Source organism: Rhodoblastus acidophilus, assembly GCF_900187365.1.
GTDB classification, from domain to species: Bacteria; Pseudomonadota; Alphaproteobacteria; order Rhizobiales; family Beijerinckiaceae; genus Rhodoblastus; species Rhodoblastus acidophilus.
In genome coordinates, this window is sequence record NZ_FYDG01000004.1 from 263,929 (window position 1) to 281,592 (window position 17,664).

Below are 17,664 nucleotides of genomic sequence, written 5' to 3' on the forward strand. Positions count from 1 at the left end.
CCATGGACGCACACCAGCGCAAGATCGACCCGTTGCAGAAGACGTGGGACCCCAACGACCGCATCGGCGACATGCTCAAGGGCAAGCGCGGTCTGGTGGTCGGCGTGGCCAACGAACATTCGATCGCCTTCGGCTGCGCCGCCAAGTTCCGGGGCTTCGGCGCCGAGTTGGCGCTGACCTATCTCAACGAAAAGGCCAAACCCTATATCCTGCCGCTGGCCGAGCAGATCGAGGCCAAGCTGCTGCTGCCGCTCGACGTCGAGCAGCCCGGCGAGTTGGAGCGCGTGTTCGCGGCCGTTGAGAGGGAATGGGGCAAGCTCGATTTCGTGCTGCATTCCATCGCCTTCGCGCCCAAGGGCGACCTGCACGGGCGGCTGGTCGACAGTTCGCGCGAGGGTTTTGAGCAGGCCATGCGCGTCTCCGTCCATTCCTTCATCGAAATGGCGCGGCTGGCCGAACCCTTGATGACCGACGGCGGCGTGCTGCTGACCATGAGCTATTACGGCGCGGAGAAAGTCGTCCATCATTACAACATGATGGGGCCGGTCAAGGCGGCGCTGGAAGCCACGACGCGCTATCTCGCCGCCGAACTGGCCGAAAAGCGCATCCGCGTCTATTCGCTGTCGCCCGGCCCGGTCCGCACCCGCGCCGCCGGCGGCATCGACGGGTTCGACGAACTGGTGAACATGGCGGAGACCCGCAGCCCCGGCAAACGGCTGGTGGACATCGCGGAAATCGGCCGCGTCGCGGCTTTTTTGGTCGGCGGCGCCTCGTCGGGCATGACCGGCGACACAATCTATGTGGACGCCGGCCTGCACATCATGGCCTGAGGCCCAAGGGCTTGTCGCCAAAGAGCGTGTCGCCAAAGGGCGCGTGGCCAAAGAGCGCGCGCCCGCCTATTCCGCGGCCAAGGCTATGGTCGGCTCGGTGGTGAAATCGCCCATTTCCATCAAGGCGATCTGCAAAAAAGCTTCGGCTTCGCGCAGGTGGTCGAGCGCACGTAAAATGGCTGGCCTGTCGCCCTCGGCGGAGACTTCCGCAAGAGCATAGCGCAAATTGATCGCCGCGATCTCCTTGAGCGCAATAATTTGACACATGGCGTCCTCCCTTAAATCTTGCATTCTTAGCCGGCCGTTTGGCCATTTTTCTTTGAAAAGAACACAAGACAAGACTTGGCGAAAATGACCCAAGTCATAGGCAAAGTTTAAGCATGAGCGCAACCATAGGTCAAGCAGGCTTCTCAGCGTCAATCTTTAGCATATCCGCCAATAACACGGCCATGTGAACGGCCTTGCGCTCGGCCCCGTCGGCGATCTGATGGCGGCAGGAAAATCCATCGGCCACCACCGCGTCTTCCGGCGCCGCCGCGCGCGCCGCCGGCAGCAGGGCCAACTCGGCCATCTGTCGCGCCGGTTCGAAATGCTCGGCCTCATAACCGAAAGCGCCGGCGCCGCCGCAGCAGCCGGTATCGAGGATTTCGACCGCCTGCCCCTCGATCAGCGCCAAAGTCTTCTTCAGCGCCTTCATCACGCCGAACGCCTTCTGGTGGCAATGGCCGTGGACGACGATCTTGCCGTCGCGCTTTTTCAGCGGCAGTTTCAACCCCTTGCGCTGAGCCTCGCGGGCGAGGAACTCCTCGAACAAATAGAGGTTCTTGTTGAGCCGGCTGACGTCGGCGCCCAGGCCCAAACTATAAAATTCGTCGCGCATCGACAGCAGGCAGGACGGCTCCAGCCCGATCACCGGCAGCCCCTTGTCGAAGGCCGGCGCCAGCGCCTTGAGGATGCGCTGCGCCTCGAACCGCGCCTTGTCCACCATGCCCATGGACAGATAGGTGCGGCCGCAGCACAGGCCGCGATGCGGCTCGGGATCGTCCGGCGCGGGCTTGGCGATGGTGACGCGATAGCCGCCGGCAACCAGCACTTTGATCGCGCTTTCGGCGATCAGCGGATCGAAATGGCGGGCGAACGTATCGACCAGCAAATAAACGTCGCCGCGTTCGCCGGAGCCTTGCGGCGGCGGATCGACAAACGGCTTTTTCGCGGGCGGCGGCAGCGGGCGTTTGGCGGTGAGGCCCAAGAATTTTTCGCCGGCCCAGGCCAGCGGCGGCAGCGCATTGCGGGCGCGGGCCAGCAAGCGCAGCAGACCGCGCCCGTGCGCCAGCCATTGCGGCAGGCCGCCCATCAGCCGATTGCGCAGGGGGATGCCGGCGATTTCGTTGCGCTGGGCCAAATATTCGGTCTTGATCAGCACCATGTCGACGGCGCTGGGACATTCCTTCTTGCAGGCCTTGCAGGACACGCACAGATCCATGGCCGCCGCCAGTTCCGGCGAAGCGAAGGCGTTGTCGCCATAATCGCCATTGAGGGCGGCCTTGAAGGCGGCGACGCGGGCTTCGGTCGAATGGGCGGGGTCGTGGGTGATGCGATAGGCCGGGCACATCACGCCCCGGCCGTCGCGCTGACATTCGCGATTGTGCATGCACACCGCCACCGCCTTGGCGTAATTGCCGCCGCGCGTGGGAATGCCCGAATAGGCGTCGCCAATGCCATACGTGTCGTAAGACGACCAGTCGAGATGCGTTTTCATTGGCGCCAATCAAGCAAGAACGACGCCATGGGCGCGCAATCGGGTTGCAACATGGACGAAATGCGACCAGATGGAGGGCGCGAAAACAGGGAAGACGCAATGTTCAACAACGACGACGTGATGGCCGTCCTGCGCGGCGTGGCGGGACCGGATGGGCGCACCCCGCTGCCCGAAACCGGCGCGATTTCCGGCGTGTCGATCCGTGACGGCAAGGTGTTCGTGTCGATTTCGGTCGATCCTCAGCAGGCCAGGAGCGCGGAACCGATGCGCGCCGCCGCCGAAGCCGCCCTGCGCCGCCTGCCGGGCGTGGCGGGCGCCAGCGTGGTGCTGACGGCCGAACGACCGCCGCAGCCAGCCGCCCCGCGCCAACCCGCGCACACCGCCTCGAAAGGCCCGGGACAAGAGGGCGTCAAGCGCGTGATCGCGGTGTCCTCCGGCAAGGGCGGCGTCGGCAAGTCCACCACCGCCGCCAATCTGGCCATCGGGCTGGCGCAGCTCGGGCTGAAGGTCGGGCTGCTCGACGCCGACGTGTTCGGCCCCTCCGTGCCGAAACTGTTCGCGCTGACCGAGCGGCCGGAGACGTCGGCCGACGGCAAGAGCATGATCCCGCTGGAGAAATACGGCGTGAAGCTGATGTCGATCGGCTTCCTGGTGCCCGAGGATCAGGCGGTGATCTGGCGCGGGCCGATGGTGATGTCGGCGATTTCGCAATTGCTGCGCGACGTGGCCTGGGGCGAACTCGACATTCTTGTCGTGGACATGCCGCCCGGCACCGGCGACGTGCAGTTGAGCCTGGCCCAGAACGCCAAGCTCTCCGGCGCGATTGTCGTTTCCACGCCGCAGGATCTGGCCCTGATCGACGCGCGGCGCGGCATCGCCATGTTCAATCAGGTCGATGTGCCGATTCTCGGCGTGTTCGAGAACATGTCCTATTTCCTGTGCCCGCATTGCGGCGGCCGCTCGGAGATTTTCGCCCATGGCGGCGCGCGGGCGTCCGCCGCGCAGGCCGGGGTTCCGTTCCTGGGCGAGGCCCCGCTCGACATGGCGATTCGCGAGGGTTCCGACGCCGGCCGCCCCGTCGTGGCGGTCGCGCCGGATTCGGCCCAGGCCGCGCCCTATCTGGCTCTCGCGGCCAAGGTGCGCGACGCGGTGGCGGCGGGCGAGACGCCGAAAGCGCCCAAGATCACCATTGGCTGAAACGCACAAGCGCTGCGGCTGAAACGCAAAAGCGCGGCGGGCCTCTACGGCCGGCCGCGCTCGGTTTTCGGAAAGGGACGAAACCGCTATTTGGTGGCGCGGCGCAGCATGTCCTGGAACCATTCGGCGTTGAGCTGGACCGGCTGCATCCACATTTTGAGCAGCGTTTCCGGCGTGAAATTCTCCAGCTGCTCCATCATGCGCCGCTCCATCACTTCCAGCGTGCGCTTCTGCATCGGCTCGAAATCCGGCAAGCCCATGAAGGCCCGCGCCTCGGCCGGCGTGCAGTCGATATCGACATTGATTTTCATGACGCCACCCTCACAGACCGCCTCTACATAAGCCTAACATGCGCAAACGCCATTCGTCGCCGGCCAAAAGCGCGAAAAAACTCAAATCGCGCCGGGATCGAAGGCGTTGATCGCCTCATGCCCCTGCGTGATGGCCAAGGCCAGCCCCTCGACCTGCGGCAGCACGTGCGCGAGATAATAGGCGCTGGCGGCGATCTTGCCGGTCAGCACGGCCGAGTCGCCGCCATCGAGCCGCGCCTTGGCCGCGCGGGCCTGCTTCTCCAGCAGGCAGGCGCCGACCACGATTCCCGCCAGCGTCAGCGCCGCCACGGCCGAGGCCGCGGTGCGTTCGGGATGGGCGGCGTGCGCATCGGCGATCCAGCCCACCACGGTCTCGAACGTGTTGAGCGCAGCGGCCAGTCCGGCGTGGTCGCCCACTTCGGCCCGGAAATCGGCGATCAGCGTTTTGGCGGCGGCGCCGCCGTCGCGGGCGATCTTGCGGCCGACGAAATCATTGGCCTGGATGCCGGTGGTGCCCTCGTAGATCGGGGTGATGCGGGCGTCGCGATAATGCTGGGCGGCGCCGGTTTCCTCGACAAAGCCCATGCCGCCATGCACCTGCACGCCGGTCGAGGCGATCAGCACCGAGCTTTCGGTGGAAAAACCCTTGACCACGGGCACCAGCAAATCGACCAGCGCCTGCGCCTTTTTGGCGATCGCCGGATCGGGCGATTTCGCGGCCACGTCCATCCGGCCCGCCGTAAAATAGGCGGTGGCGCGCAAACCTTCGACGCGGGCCTTCATGTCGAGCAACATGCGCTTGACGTCGGGGTGGTAGGCGATCGGCTTGCCGGCCTCGCAGCCAAGCGGGCGGCCCTGCACGCGGTCCAGCGCATAGCGATGCGCCTGCTGCATGGCGCGCTCGGCGATGGCCACGCCTTCAAGCCCGACGTTGAAGCGGGCGTGGTTCATCATGGTGAACATATATTCGAGGCCGCGATTGGCCTCGCCGACCAGATAGCCGATGGCGCCGCCCTTTTCGCCGAAGGACATCACCGCCGTCGGGCTGGCGTGAATGCCCAGCTTGTGCTCCAGCGAGGCGCAGACGAGATCGTTGCGGTCGCCGAGCGAGCCGTCGAGATTGACCAGGAATTTCGGGACGACGAACAGCGAAATGCCCTTCACCCCGGCCGGGGCGTCGGGAAGCCGCGCCAGCACCAGGTGAATGATGTTGCCGGCGACGTCGTGCTCGCCCCAGGTGATGAAAATCTTGGTGCCGGTGATGCGGTAATGGTCGCCTTCCGGCACGGCCTTGGTGCGGACGGCGGCGAGATCCGAGCCGGCCTGCGGCTCGGTCAGGTTCATCGTGCCGGTCCATTCGCCCGAGGTCATTTTCGGCAGATAAATGGCCTTTTGCGTGGCGGAGCCGTGATGCTCGATGGCCGAGATCGCGCCGACGGTCAGCATCTGGCACAGCGAAAACGCCAGATTGGACGCCGTCCACATTTCAATGACCGGCGTATTGACCAGTTGCGGCAGCCCCTGCCCGCCCCAGGCGGCCGAGGCCGGCATGGCGTGCCAGCCATTGTCGCAAAAGGCGGCGAATGCGGATTTCACTCCGTCCGGCGTGGTCACCACGCCGTCCTTGACCACGCATCCGGCCTTGTCGCCGGGCTGGTTCAACGGCGCCAGCACGTCGCCGGCGAATTTGGCGGCCTCCTCGAAAATCGCTTCAATGAGATCATCGCTGACCTCCTCATTGCCTGGCAGGGCGGCCACTTCATCCAGGCCGCCGACGGCGCGCAGGGTGAAGAGCATGTCGCGGACGGGCGCGCGATACTGAGTCATGATGGCGAAGTCCTTGAATTCGATGGAAACGTGCTTGGAATTTACTTGATCGCTTCGGCCGATTTAGCCTTTTCGCGCAAAACAAATTTCTGAATTTTTCCGGTCGATGTTTTTGGCAGCGGGCCGAAGACGAAAAATTTCGGCGCCTTGAACCGCGCCAGATGCGTGCGGCAATGTTCGAGAAGTTCCTCCTGGGTCGGCTCGGCCCCCTCGCGCAATTCGATGAAGGCGCAGGGGACTTCGCCCCATTTGTCGTCGGGCGTCGCCACCACCGCCGCCGCCAGCACGTCCTTGTGGCGGTAGAGCACATCCTCGACTTCCAGCGACGAAATGTTCTCGCCGCCGGAAATGATGATGTCCTTGGAGCGGTCCTTGATCTTCACGTAGCCGTCCGGCTCGATCACCGCCAGATCTCCGGTGCGGAACCAGCCGCCGGCGAAGCTTTCCTGCGTGGCGCGCAGGTTCTTCAGATAGCCCTTCATCACAATATTGCCGCGAAACACGATCTCGCCCATGGTCTGGCCGTCGTGCGGCACCGGCTTGAAGTCGACGAGATCGACCACGTCGATGTCTTCCTGCAACAAGCTGGTGACGCCCTGGCGGCCGTTCAGCTCGGCGCGGCGCGCCAACGGCTCGGAATCCCATTCCGCCTGTTTGGCGCAGACCGAAGCCGGACCATAGGTTTCGGTCAGGCCATAGACATGGGTGATGCGGATGCCGATCTTTTCCGCGCCCTCGATGATGGCGGCGGGCGGGGCCGCGCCGGCGATCAAGCCTTCCACCTTGTGGTCGATCCCCGCCTGGGTCGCCGGGTCGGCGTTGATCAACATGCCATAGACGATCGGCGCGCCGCACATATGCGTGACTTTTTCGGTGCGGATCAAATCGAACACGGCTTTGGGATCGACGCGGCGCAGGCAGACGTTGACGCCGACGTTGGCCGCCATGGTCCAGGGGAAGCACCAGCCGTTGCAATGAAACATCGGCAGGGTCCACAGATAGACCGCATGCGGCGGCATGCCCCAGGACACGATGTTGTTGACGCCGTTCAGATAGGCGCCGCGATGGTGATAGACCACGCCCTTGGGATTGCCGGTGGTGCCGGACGTGTAGTTGAGCGAAATGGCGTCCCATTCGTCGACGAGCTTTTCCGGCCGGAAGCTTTCGTCGCCCTCGGCCAGAAACGCCTCATAGTCGGTCGCGCCCAGGCGTTCGCCGCCCACATAGGTCGGATCGTCCACGTCGATGACCAGGGGTTGCGGCCCGGTCATCAATTTGAGCGCCTTGCCGATGATTTTGGAAAATTCGCGGTCGGTCAGCAGAACGCGGGCCTCGCCATGGTCGAGCATGAAGGCGATGGCCTCGGCGTCGAGCCGCGTGTTGAGCGTGTTCAGCACCGCGCCGGACATGGGAACGCCGAAATGCGCCTCGAACATGGCGGGCACATTGGGCAGCATGGCGGCGACCGTGTCGTTCTTGCCAATGCCGCGCCGCTGCAGCGCCGAGGCCAGCCGACGGCAGCGCGCCGCCGTCTGCTTCCAGGTGAAGCGGAGGTCGCCATAAACGACGGAGGGTTTGTCGGGAAATACAAAGGCGGCGCGATTGAGGAAACTGATCGGGGTCAGCGCGGCGAAATTGGCGTCGTTGCGATCAAGACCGATAGAAAATGCTTCGCTCATAAATCCTCCCTGCGCCGAAAATGACCGGCGTTTGCTCTTGCGGACAAACATTAAGCCTACCGCCCCCGGTGGCAAGCGGGGGCGGAATTGGTCTTTCGACGAGGCCGGGTCAGGCGGAGGCTGCGGCCGTCTCCGCGACGGCCGCCGCGCCGACGTCCAGGCGGCGGAACAGCAGGCCGAGCACGCGGTCGTCGTCATAGCCCTGGTCGCGGGGCGATCCGGTTTTCGGGCAGGTGAAGCGCAGGACGGTGGCGGCGCGCCCCTCGGGCGACAGCGGATCGCGGCGCGCCGGCAACACGCCGCGCGCGACGAATCCGCCGACCGGCAGGCGTTCGACCGCTACCGCGATCTCCCCGCCATCGACCTCGCCGCGCAGGCTCGGCGGCTCGGTCGGCGCATAAAATTTCAGGAAATGCAGGGTGAAAGGCCTGGGCGATTCGCGGCCGATCGGAAAATCGAACTGGAAATCCGCGTCTGGCCCGGTCCAGCGCATCGGCAGGCCATCGCCATTGCGCTCGAGGTGGTAGAAGCCGCGCGCGTCAAAATCCTGCTCCGCGTCGACCACCCATGTTTGCGGCGGCGGCTCCGGCGCCGAGGCGCCCGATTCCAGGTCCGCGATTCGCCGCTCGCACTGCGCCACCGTCTCATGCACCCGGGCGATTTCGGCGGCGATCGACCTCAACAGCTTGTCGGGCGAAGACCGATCGAGACGCTTGAGAACCTCCTCCACCAATGCAACGTCGCCTGCCATCACGTCTTGTCCAACTCCCGAGGGCGGCGCGGTCAAGCCGCGCCTTTTCTTTGCGGGAGCGTAGCCTATTCGCGACGCAACGAAAAGGCGCCCGTGAGGAACGGGCGCCTGAACATTTTACTTAACAAGGGATTACTCGGCCAGCTTCTCCGGCTCGGGCGCGCCCTTGTTCTTGCGGGAGCCGGCTTTTTTCGCCTCGATCTCCTTGTCGGGGCGCGGCAGAACCGGACCGTCGGGATAGACGAAGGCCAGTTCCGCGTCGACGCCTTCGCCGGACACCACGACCCGCACCGTGCCGCCGTGCTTGAGCCGGCCGAACAGCACCTCGTCGGCCAGCGGCGTCTTGATGTGGGTCTGGATGACGCGGGCCATCGGGCGGGCGCCCATGGCCTCGTCATAACCGCGCTCCACCAGCCAGGCGCGCGCTTCGTCGGACAGTTCGATCTGCACATGCCGGTCGGCGAGCTGCGCCTCCAGCTGCATCACGAACTTGTCCACCACCTTGGAGATGACTTCGGTCGGCAGGCGGCCGAAGGGCACCACGGCGTCGAGACGGTTGCGGAATTCCGGCGCGAACATGCGGTTGATCGCCTCGACATCGTCGCCCTCACGCTTGGAGCGCGTGAAGCCGAACGCCGCCTTGGCCATTTCCGTGGCGCCGGCGTTTGTGGTCATGATCAAAATGACGTTGCGGAAGCTGATCTGCTTGCCATTGTGATCGGTGAGCTTGCCGTGATCCATCACCTGCAACAGGATGTTGTAGAGATCCGGATGGGCCTTCTCGATTTCGTCGAGCAGCAGCACGCTGTGCGGATGCTGGTCGATGGCGTCGGTCAGCAGGCCGCCCTGTTCGAAGCCGACATAGCCGGGAGGCGCTCCGAGCAGGCGCGACACCGTGTGGCGCTCCATATATTCGGACATGTCGAACCGCACCATTTCGACGCCGAGCGCCTTGGCGAGCTGGTTGGCGACTTCCGTCTTGCCGACGCCGGTCGGGCCGGAGAACAGGTAGCAGCCAATCGGCTTCTCGCCGTCGCGCAAGCCGGCGCGAGCCAGCTTGATCGCGGAGGTGAGGGCCTTGATGGCGGTGTCCTGACCGTATACGACGCGGCTGAGCGAGGTCTCGAGGTTTTGCAGAACCTCGGCGTCGTCCTTCGACACGGTTTTCGGCGGGATGCGGGCCATGGTCGCCACCGTGGCCTCGATCTCCTTGACGCCGATGATGCGCTTGCGCTTGGCCTCGGTGGTGAGCATCTGCGAGGCGCCGGTCTCGTCGATCACGTCGATCGCCTTGTCCGGCAACTTGCGGTCATGGATGTAGCGGGCCGACAGCTCCACCGCCGCCTTGATGGCGTCGTTGGTGTAGCGCAGCTTGTGGAACTCCTCGAAATAGGGCTTGAGGCCCTTGAGGATTTCGATCGTGTCGGGGACGGTCGGCTCGTTGACGTCGATCTTCTGGAAGCGCCGGACCAGCGCCCGGTCCTTCTCGAAATACTGGCGGAATTCCTTGTAGGTGGTCGAGCCGATGCAGCGCAGGCCGCCCTGCGCCAGCGCGGGCTTGAGCAGGTTGGAGGCGTCCATCGAGCCGCCGGACGTGGCGCCGGCGCCGATCACCGTGTGGATTTCGTCGATGAACAGGATCGCCTTCTTGTGCTGCTCGATCTCCTTCATCACCTGCTTCAGGCGCTCCTCGAAGTCGCCGCGATAGCGAGTGCCGGCCAGCAGCGCGCCCATGTCGAGCGCATAGACGGTCGCGCCATGCAGCACTTCCGGGGTCTCGCCCTTCACGATCTTGCGCGCCAGACCCTCGGCGATGGCGGTCTTGCCGACGCCGGGATCGCCGACCAGCAGCGGGTTGTTCTTATGGCGACGACACAGCACCTGGATCGCGCGCAAAACCTCGGACTCGCGGCCGATCAATGGGTCGATGCGGCCGTCGCGCGCCTTGTTGTTGAGGTTGATGCAATAAGCCTCGAGCGCGGTTTCCTTCTTCTTGTCGTGATCCTTGCCGGGGTCGCTGGCGCGCTCGGTCTTTTCCTCGTCCTCGACGCCGCGCGGGCTCTTGGCGGCGTCGTTCATGCCGGGGCGCTTGGCGATGCCATGGCTGATGTAATTGACCGCGTCGTAACGGGTCATGTCCTGCTCCTGCAGGAAATAGGCGGCGTGGCTCTCGCGCTCGGCGAAAATAGCCACCAGCACATTGGCGCCCGTCACTTCCTCGCGGCCGGAGGACTGCACATGGATGACGGCGCGCTGGATCACCCGCTGGAAGCCGGAGGTCGGCTTGGGGTCCTCGTGCAGGTCCGTGGCGAGATTGGCGAGTTCGTGCTCGATGTAAGCCACCAGGCTCTTGCGCAACACGTCGAGATCGACGGAGCAGGCGCGCATCACCGCCGCCGCGTCGGAATCGTCGAGCAGGCTCAGCAGCAAATGTTCCAAAGTGGCGTATTCGTGCCGGCGCTCGGAGGCCGCCGCCAAGGCGCGATGAAGAGTCTGTTCGAGATTGCGCGAGAAGGACGGCATAGGCTGGACCTCACTTCTTTTCCATGACGCATTGCAGCGGATGCTGATGCTTGCGCGCGTGATCCATGACCTGCGTCACCTTGGTGTCGGCGACCTCATAGGTATAGACTCCGCATTCCCCAACGCCATTAGTATGGACTTGCCACATGATCCTCTCGGCGTCTTCGAGGGTCTTGTGGAAAAAGGTGCAGAGCACGCCGACCACGAACTCCATCGGCGTGTAGTCATCGTTCAGCAGCAGAACCCGATACATCGAGGGCCGCTGCGTCTGGGTCCGGGTCCGGGTGATCACGGCGGTGCCGGAACCGGCGCCGTCGCCCGGAGCTTTCTTGCCGCCGCGCGCCGCCTGGACCGGGAGACGCGAGAGCGGCGGCGCCCCGCCCCCCGATTGAGAGGACGCGGCCGGAAAGGCGGATTGGATCGGGGCCCGATCAACCTCAAACCGGTCGCACCCGCCCGGAACCCGGACGGCGCGGCTTGAACGGGTGGTCAGAACTGTCACGTTATTCCTCTCCAACACTCCAAACGCCAATTTCGTTTCCCGGGTCCAACGCGACCGCCGCGCTTTCGTGCTTGGGCCTCTCATGAACGGCGAGATCCACTTCGCCGTTTCACCCCTGACTTGCAATTTATGCGCCGCGCCGCGTCGCCGCCAGAGGCGCGCGGAAATTTTCGATCCGTATCGGCGCAAGCGGGCGCCTGAAGCATGGCGTCGCAGTCTTGTCCGAAACCGGAGGCGCGGCGGGCTGTCACAGAGGATGGGAGGCTGCCCAAGTTTTGAGCTTTCTGATTATGAAATGGGAAAACGGCAAAAACCCGGATGGGCCGACATCCCGCGCGACAACGCCAATTGAAACCAATGGAGCTGGGATACGAACAGGCGAAACAGGCCTGCGCGCAATAAAACGCCCGGCGCGGCGCAAGGCCGAACCGGACGTTGGAAAAATCTGCGCCGGAACTCGGCGGCGATCAGGCGGCGACGGTGGACTGAAGCTTGGACCAGACGCCTTCGACCGGCTTGTAGGCTTCCTTGGCGACGTTCGCGTAGAGCTCGCTGAGCTTGGTCGCCTGAGCGACGAAGCCTTCATAGGAGGCCTTCACATAATCCTGCTGCAGCGTCACGGCGTCTTCGAACTTGGACACGCCGAGCAGCTTCTCGACGAAAGCGGAGCTGTGTTCCAGAGTCTTCTTGGCGAAGTCGGTGTTTTCGGCGGCGATCGCCTGAAGCTGCTTGGAGACTTCAATGGCGGAAGCCTGCACGGCATCCAACTGTTCCTTGCTGGCCTTCTGGTATTCCTCGAAGTTGATAGCCATTTGGACACCTATTTTTCTGGCCGACACGGCGGCTGAAAGGAAGAGAACGCGCTCCCCGTGTTCCCTCGCGTTTTATATGCGCTGCACAAAAAAAGTCAATATTTGATTGTGCGCCGCACCATTAGCCAAGCTAAGACTTTGGTCGATGACTTATTAACCTTTTGTTCAGCAACCGCTTTAACGGGGAGGTAACCGCATTGGGGATAATTTGAAACAAGTTACCGCGCGGCCACTTGCTCGCGCACCTTGCGTCAGTACACGTCGGGATAGGTGTATGTTTAAGAGTTCCATCGGCGGCCCGCGCTTCGTATCCCGCGCGGCGATCTCCAGCCTCGTCATCGCGTTCGCCGTCAGCGCGATTTCCGTCCCTGCGGAAGCGCGCCATCATCATGGCGGCCATCGCGCGCATGCCAATTTGCACGTCCGTCCTCACGGCCATCACAAGCACGCCGCCGGCGTTCCCGGCACGGCGACCGCGGCCATCGCCGTGGACGGCGCCACCGGGCATGTGATCTGGGGCATGAACGAGCATGCGCCCCGCCATCCCGCCTCGGTCACCAAGGTTATGACGCTCTACCTGCTGTTCGAGCAGCTGGAAAAGGGCAAGCTGTCGCTCGACGACGAAATCCCGATTTCCGCCCATGCGGCGGCGCAGTCGCCCTCCAAGCTCGGCCTGCCTCCCGGCCGGACGATCCGCGTCGAGGACGCCATCAAGTCCATCGTCACCAAATCGGCCAATGACATCGCGGTCGCCGTGGCGGAAGCCATCGGCGGCACCGAGAGCGAATTCGCCGAGGAGATGACCCGCAAGGCCCATGCGCTCGGCATGACGCACACGCTCTATCGCAACGCCTCGGGCCTGCCGAACAACGAGCAGATCACCACGGCCTACGACCTGGCCATTCTCGGCCGCGACATCCAGGCGCGCTTCCCGCGCTATTACCGCTATTTCTCGCTGCACGAATTCGCCTGGCATGGCCAGCGCATCCACAACCACAACCACCTGATGGACCGGGTCGAGGGCATGGACGGCATCAAGACCGGCTATACCGCCGCCTCCGGCTTCAACCTGCTCAGCTCGGTCAAGCGCGACGGCCACTACTTGGTCAGCGTGGTGATGGGCGGCAAGAGCGCGCCCTCCCGCGACGCTTATATGGAGCGGCTGATCGAAACCCATCTCGACAAGGCCGGCGGACGCGGCGCGGTTCAGGTCGCCGACCGCGAGCCGGAATCCGAAGCGGACTCGGCGCCGCGCCGCGCCGAACCCGCGCCCGTCGCGCGGGCCGAGCCCAAGCCCGAGCGCAAGCCCGAACCCGCCGTCGCCGACAAGACCCCGGCCGAGCCGCCGCGCCTGCAGCTCGCCGCCGTGGTGCCGACGCCCCGCCCTGCCTATGTCGCCGCCGCCCCCGCGCCGGCCAAGCCGATTCCCGAGGAACGGATCAGCCGCGACGACCGCACCGCCACCGCGCCCCGCCCGGCGCTCGACGGCTCGACCCGCTCCGCCCAGGAGACGGCCGGCGCCGCCACCCCCGGCGGCATGCGCTGGATCGCCGGCTCCCCGCCCGCGATCAAGACCAAGCTCACCGCGCGCATCGAGCCCAAGCCCGCCGTCGCCGCGCTGGAGAGCGACAGCGTGGCCGCGAAGCCGAAGGAGGTCGCCTCGGAAAAGCCCAATGTGTCCGGCTGGACCATTCAGATCGGCGCCACCGACAACGCCGACAAGGCCGCCGCGCTGATCAAGAGCGCCAAGGAAAAGAGGTCGAGCCTGCTCGCCAGCGCGCGCGGCTATACCGAGGCGGTGCGCAAGGGCAAGGGCACGATGTATCGCGCCCGTTTCGCCGGACTTGAGGAGTCCCGCGCCGAAGCCGCGTGCAAAGCTTTGAAAAGTTCCGGGTTTTCCTGCTTCGCCACGCGCAACTGATCGGGGCGCGTCGGGGTTGAATTGGGAAGTTTGTCTTGGTGTCCGAGTGGGAGGTCGTCAGTTATGACGCCGCAAGAGCCTGTCCTTGGCCTGATTGAGCCGGGCCGCGTCATCCGTCGTCCCCCCGTGGTCGGGATGACGTTCCTTCATGAGCGCGCGATGCGCCCGGGAGATCTCCTCGGCGCTCGCCCCGCGTCGAAGTCCCAGCGTCTGATAAGCTTCCTCCTCGCTCATTTCGCCGACGCGGCCGGGGGGGGTGAACCCGCCCGCGTTCGCATCGTCCTGAGCTGCCGCGCGCCATCCGGGAAACCGGCGGTCGAAATAAGCCTCTAGCGCGAATAGGGTCTGCGGGTCGGACATCTGCAGGCCGTCGCGGTGGAGTTCGGCGCGAAAGGCCATGCATTCGGCCTTGGACATTTCCGACAGCTTCCAGCCGGAAAAACCGCCGGAGCGGATCTTGCCGTCGCGGACGCCGCGATCGTCAAACTCCAGATCCACGGCGGCGCCGGCGCTCTTGGCGAAGCTGGAGAAGGGCGCGTGCAGGCTTTTGCCGGCCGCCGTCATCAGCGCGGCCCCGGCCAGCGCCAGGGCCACGGCGAAATGGCCGCGCGCCAGCGCCAGCGCGGCGGCGCCCGCCGCCATCGCCGCCAGCGCCGGCCGCATCGCCAGGCCGATCCGCGCCGGCGAGGCGCGGCCCATTTCGCGCAGCACGAACAGCACGAGAATCAAGGCCAGAAGTCCGAACAGAAAAATGGTCGCCTCCACCGGAATGACGCGTCGGCCCGCGCCGACCGCTCGATATTGCGGCGCAAGATAGTCCTTCTCGCCCGCGCGCGCCAGCATGGACGCCCGCGCCAGCCCGGCGTAGAACGGCGCCATGCCTCTGCATCTCCTGAAACTTTGCGTTGGAATCGACTCCGTCGCCGAACTGCGCCGCTGGACTCTGTTGCGCGCGCAAAACAATCCGGGCGCGGTCCACGCCCATGTCACGCGCATGCGCCCGAACCGCGCCGAGGAATTGCTCGACGGCGGCTCGCTGTATTGGGTGATCAAGGGCCAGATCTGCGCGCGGCAAAAACTGGTGGGGCTGGAGGATTTCGCCGATTCCGACGGCGTGCGCCGCTGCGCGCTGCAACTCGACGACGAGGTGGTGGCGCTGGCGCCCCGCCCCTGCCGCCCCTTTCAGGGCTGGCGTTATCTGAAGCCGGAGGACGCGCCGCCCGATCTCGACGCCGGCGGCGCGGAAATGCCGGAAGACTTGCGCCGCCAGTTGAGCGAACTTGGCCTGCTGTGAACGGCGGAGTCAGCGCCGCCGGTAGATCGTTTCGGCGATTCCCTCGAAGGCGGCGGCGACATTCTCGCCGGATTTGGCGCTGGTGATCATGATCTGATCTTCCGGCAGGCCGAGCCGGTCGTGGGCGGCGAGATCCGGCCGGACGATGTCGGCCTTGTTGACGAGGCCGAGCACCGGGCGGCCCGGCGCCGCCTCGGCGAAACCGGCCGCGAGCGCGAACATTTTTTCGAGGGTCGGGGGCCGCGAGCTATCGGCCACGATCAGCGCGCCCGACGCGCCGGAAATATAGACCGACTTGAAAATGTGGTGGCCGAAGTCCCCGTCCGTATCCCACAGCAGCAGCTTGGCCCAGACGTCCTCGGGACGGCCGACCAGTTTCAGCTCATGGGTGAGAATATCGACGCCGATGGTGGTCTTGTAATCGGCGTCGAACTTGCCGAACACCAGACGCCGGGCGAGCGACGTCTTGCCGACGCCAATGTCGCCAAGCAGCATGACCTTCGCGGAAAATCTCATCGCGCCCCCGGCGACGCGCGTCTCCGAGCGAAGCGACGTCCGTTCGGCGAACGCCGGCTCACCGAACCGGCTCAAGCGTCTCGAAGGCGACGCGGCGGTTGTCCGCGCGGGCGTCGCCGCCCCGGTCGGTCACCGCATGTTCGTCGCCGCGCCCCACGGCCACCAGCCTATCCGCAGGCGCCCCGGCCTCGGTCAACAGCTTCGTCACCGCGACGGCTCGGGCCAGCGACAGCGCGTGGTTCTTGTCGGCGTTGCCGGTGGCATCGGTATAGCCGATCACGCGCAGCCGGCCGCCGGCCTTGAGCGCCTCGGCCAGCGCCGCCACTGTGGCGCGCGCCTGCTCCGGCGCCTTGAGCCGGGTTTCGTCGGCGAAAACGATCTGACTGGCGGCGGCGAGGCGCGCCAGCCGCGCCGCCGGAGCGTTTTCTTTGGCCTCGCGCTCGGCCCGCCAGGATTCGGCGGCGGCGAGCGCCGTCTGGGTCTTGGCCAGCGCCGTTTCAGTCTGCGACAGCGCCAACTCGGCATGGGCGAGGCGGGCCTCGAACGCCGCATGGGTCTGCGCCGCGCGAGCCTCCAGCGTGGCGACATGCGTCATCGCGCCGGTGTCGCCGCCGAGCCGCGTCACCCGCAGCTCCACCGTTTCAGGCGCCGCCGCGGGGGCCAGACTGTTGGCGAGCGCGTCGAGATCGGCGTCGGGCGGCGCGAGTCCACGCACCACCAGCTTGTCGTTCTCGCGCGAAACATCGAGCGGCCATCCCGACAGGTTTTGCGCCGCGCGCGCGGCGGCGAAGGCGGCGTCGATCCGGCGAGAGCGGAGCGCGTCGCTGACCGGGAGATAGAGCGCGCCGGCCAGCGCCGCAACGACCAGCCCGGCCAGAACATAGCGCGCCGCCGCCGAGGGCGGAGGCGCCGCCGGCGCCGAAAAAGTCTGCGCGATGCGGGCGAGATCCTGCGTGTCGAGCGGCTGCGCGCTCCCGATCAGGTCGAACAGCGCGCCGTCCATCCGGCGCTCGTCGGCGGCGTCGGGGACGCCGGAAAATTCCGCCGCCACCAGCATGCGGGCCGAGGCGCGCAGCAGCAGATGGCTCGGCCCCATGTCGAGCTGGCGCAATTCGCCATGCTCCCGCGCGAAAGCCTGGGCGGAAAACTGGCTGATCGCGGCGATCAGCCCGCTGACCAGCTCCGCCGAATCGTCGGCCTGACCGTCGGCGCGCCAGCTCGCCAGCAGCCTGCCGGTGTCGCGCTCCAGCGCCAGCAGCCGGACCACCTGAGGCCGGCGCGCGGCCTCCAGCAGCACCTCGCTCAACGGGCGCCGGGTCAGCCAGGCGCGCAGCCGCAGCTTCCACATCTGGCCCGACAGCAGCGAATCAATGCGCTTTTCGAGGCTTTCGGCCAGATCGCGGAAGGCGTTGGCGACGGCGGCGGCGACGAGGCGGCCGGTGATCGGATAGAGCGCGTCGACCATCATGTCGCGCGAATTGACGATTTCGCTGCGAATCGCCGCCACCACCAACGGAGCGATGGCGGAAGACAATTCGCGGTGCCGCTCGATCTCCGCCCGGCGCAGCGCGCCGGCGATGACCTGGGCGGTGGTCTGCTCGAAACGGGCGTCGTCGCCGATTTTCTGCGCGAACGATTCGCACTGGCTCTGCAGCGCGTCGATTCTCGCCTGTTCCGGCGCGAACAGCAGCCGTTTCAGCTTGCCGATGTCGGCGGGGGACTGGGTGCGTGCGGCTTCCATG

The 17,664-nt window shown here is 65.7% G+C and carries 16 protein-coding genes; 4 read left to right on the forward strand and 12 right to left on the reverse strand.

The window, feature by feature from the left end; genetic code table 11:
- Window positions 1-2 precede the first annotated feature (2 nt).
- On the forward strand, window positions 3-830 hold the full coding sequence (gene fabI / locus CFB24_RS11190) for an enoyl-ACP reductase FabI (protein ID WP_088520687.1): 828 nt from the start codon (window positions 3-5) through the stop codon (window positions 828-830).
- Between the two features lie 66 nt (window positions 831-896).
- Here fabI and CFB24_RS11195 read toward each other — a convergent pair whose 3' ends face one another.
- Both CFB24_RS11195 and CFB24_RS11200 read right to left on the reverse strand, forming a co-directional pair.
- Window positions 897-1,097, reverse strand: coding sequence for a hypothetical protein (locus CFB24_RS11195; RefSeq protein WP_088520688.1), 201 nt, complete (start codon window positions 1,095-1,097; stop codon window positions 897-899).
- Window positions 1,098-1,227: 130 nt separating this feature from the next.
- Window positions 1,228-2,589 (reverse strand): (Fe-S)-binding protein, encoded by a 1,362-nt coding sequence (locus tag CFB24_RS11200; protein WP_088520689.1) that lies wholly within the window; start codon window positions 2,587-2,589, stop codon window positions 1,228-1,230.
- Window positions 2,590-2,688: 99 nt separating this feature from the next.
- Here CFB24_RS11200 and CFB24_RS11205 point away from each other — a divergent pair, with 99 nt between their 5' ends.
- Window positions 2,689-3,786 carry an Mrp/NBP35 family ATP-binding protein gene (locus tag CFB24_RS11205; RefSeq protein ID WP_088520690.1) on the forward strand — a complete coding sequence of 366 codons (1,098 nt, stop codon included), beginning with the start codon at window positions 2,689-2,691 and terminating at the stop codon, window positions 3,784-3,786.
- Window positions 3,787-3,872: 86 nt separating this feature from the next.
- Here the strand turns inward: CFB24_RS11205 and CFB24_RS11210 are convergent, their stop codons facing one another.
- From CFB24_RS11210 to CFB24_RS11240, 7 genes are all read right to left on the reverse strand, one after another.
- Window positions 3,873-4,097, reverse strand: coding sequence for a DUF6489 family protein (locus CFB24_RS11210; RefSeq protein WP_088520691.1), 225 nt, complete (start codon window positions 4,095-4,097; stop codon window positions 3,873-3,875).
- A gap of 81 nt (window positions 4,098-4,178) precedes the next feature.
- Window positions 4,179-5,924 (reverse strand): acyl-CoA dehydrogenase, encoded by a 1,746-nt coding sequence (locus CFB24_RS11215; RefSeq protein ID WP_088520692.1) that lies wholly within the window; start codon window positions 5,922-5,924, stop codon window positions 4,179-4,181.
- Window positions 5,925-5,965: 41 nt separating this feature from the next.
- Complete coding sequence (locus tag CFB24_RS11220; RefSeq protein ID WP_088520693.1) at window positions 5,966-7,603, reverse strand: acyl-CoA synthetase; 1,638 nt, start codon at window positions 7,601-7,603, stop codon at window positions 5,966-5,968.
- A 109-nt stretch (window positions 7,604-7,712) separates the two neighbouring features.
- Window positions 7,713-8,354, reverse strand: coding sequence for a hypothetical protein (locus tag CFB24_RS11225; protein ID WP_141098433.1), 642 nt, complete (start codon window positions 8,352-8,354; stop codon window positions 7,713-7,715).
- A gap of 132 nt (window positions 8,355-8,486) precedes the next feature.
- On the reverse strand, window positions 8,487-10,877 hold the full coding sequence (gene clpA, locus CFB24_RS11230) for an ATP-dependent Clp protease ATP-binding subunit ClpA (protein ID WP_088520695.1): 2,391 nt from the start codon (window positions 10,875-10,877) through the stop codon (window positions 8,487-8,489).
- Between the two features lie 10 nt (window positions 10,878-10,887).
- Entirely contained in the window at window positions 10,888-11,298 is a 411-nt protein-coding gene (gene clpS / locus CFB24_RS11235; RefSeq protein ID WP_088520789.1) for an ATP-dependent Clp protease adapter ClpS, read from the reverse strand.
- Window positions 11,299-11,846: 548 nt separating this feature from the next.
- Window positions 11,847-12,191 (reverse strand): phasin family protein, encoded by a 345-nt coding sequence (locus CFB24_RS11240; RefSeq protein WP_088520696.1) that lies wholly within the window; start codon window positions 12,189-12,191, stop codon window positions 11,847-11,849.
- A gap of 274 nt (window positions 12,192-12,465) precedes the next feature.
- Between CFB24_RS11240 and CFB24_RS11245 the strand changes: the two genes are divergently transcribed.
- A complete protein-coding gene (locus CFB24_RS11245; RefSeq protein WP_088520697.1) occupies window positions 12,466-14,112 on the forward strand; it encodes a serine hydrolase in 1,647 nt (548 codons plus the stop codon).
- A 57-nt stretch (window positions 14,113-14,169) separates the two neighbouring features.
- Here CFB24_RS11245 and CFB24_RS11250 read toward each other — a convergent pair whose 3' ends face one another.
- Window positions 14,170-14,991 (reverse strand): DnaJ domain-containing protein, encoded by an 822-nt coding sequence (locus CFB24_RS11250; RefSeq protein ID WP_088520698.1) that lies wholly within the window; start codon window positions 14,989-14,991, stop codon window positions 14,170-14,172.
- On the opposite strand from CFB24_RS11250, the gene CFB24_RS11255 reads away from it, so the two are divergent.
- Window positions 14,990-15,406 carry a DUF1489 family protein gene (locus CFB24_RS11255; protein WP_088520699.1) on the forward strand — a complete coding sequence of 139 codons (417 nt, stop codon included), beginning with the start codon at window positions 14,990-14,992 and terminating at the stop codon, window positions 15,404-15,406. The two genes, CFB24_RS11250 and CFB24_RS11255, sit on opposite strands and share 2 nt — an antisense overlap.
- 9 nt (window positions 15,407-15,415) lie before the next feature.
- On the opposite strand, the gene CFB24_RS11260 is transcribed toward CFB24_RS11255, so the two are convergent.
- On the reverse strand, window positions 15,416-15,922 hold the full coding sequence (locus tag CFB24_RS11260) for a Rab family GTPase (protein ID WP_088520790.1): 507 nt from the start codon (window positions 15,920-15,922) through the stop codon (window positions 15,416-15,418).
- Window positions 15,923-15,980: 58 nt separating this feature from the next.
- On the reverse strand, window positions 15,981-17,663 hold the full coding sequence (locus tag CFB24_RS11265) for an OmpA family protein (RefSeq protein WP_088520700.1): 1,683 nt from the start codon (window positions 17,661-17,663) through the stop codon (window positions 15,981-15,983).
- Window position 17,664: the final 1 nt, after the last annotated feature.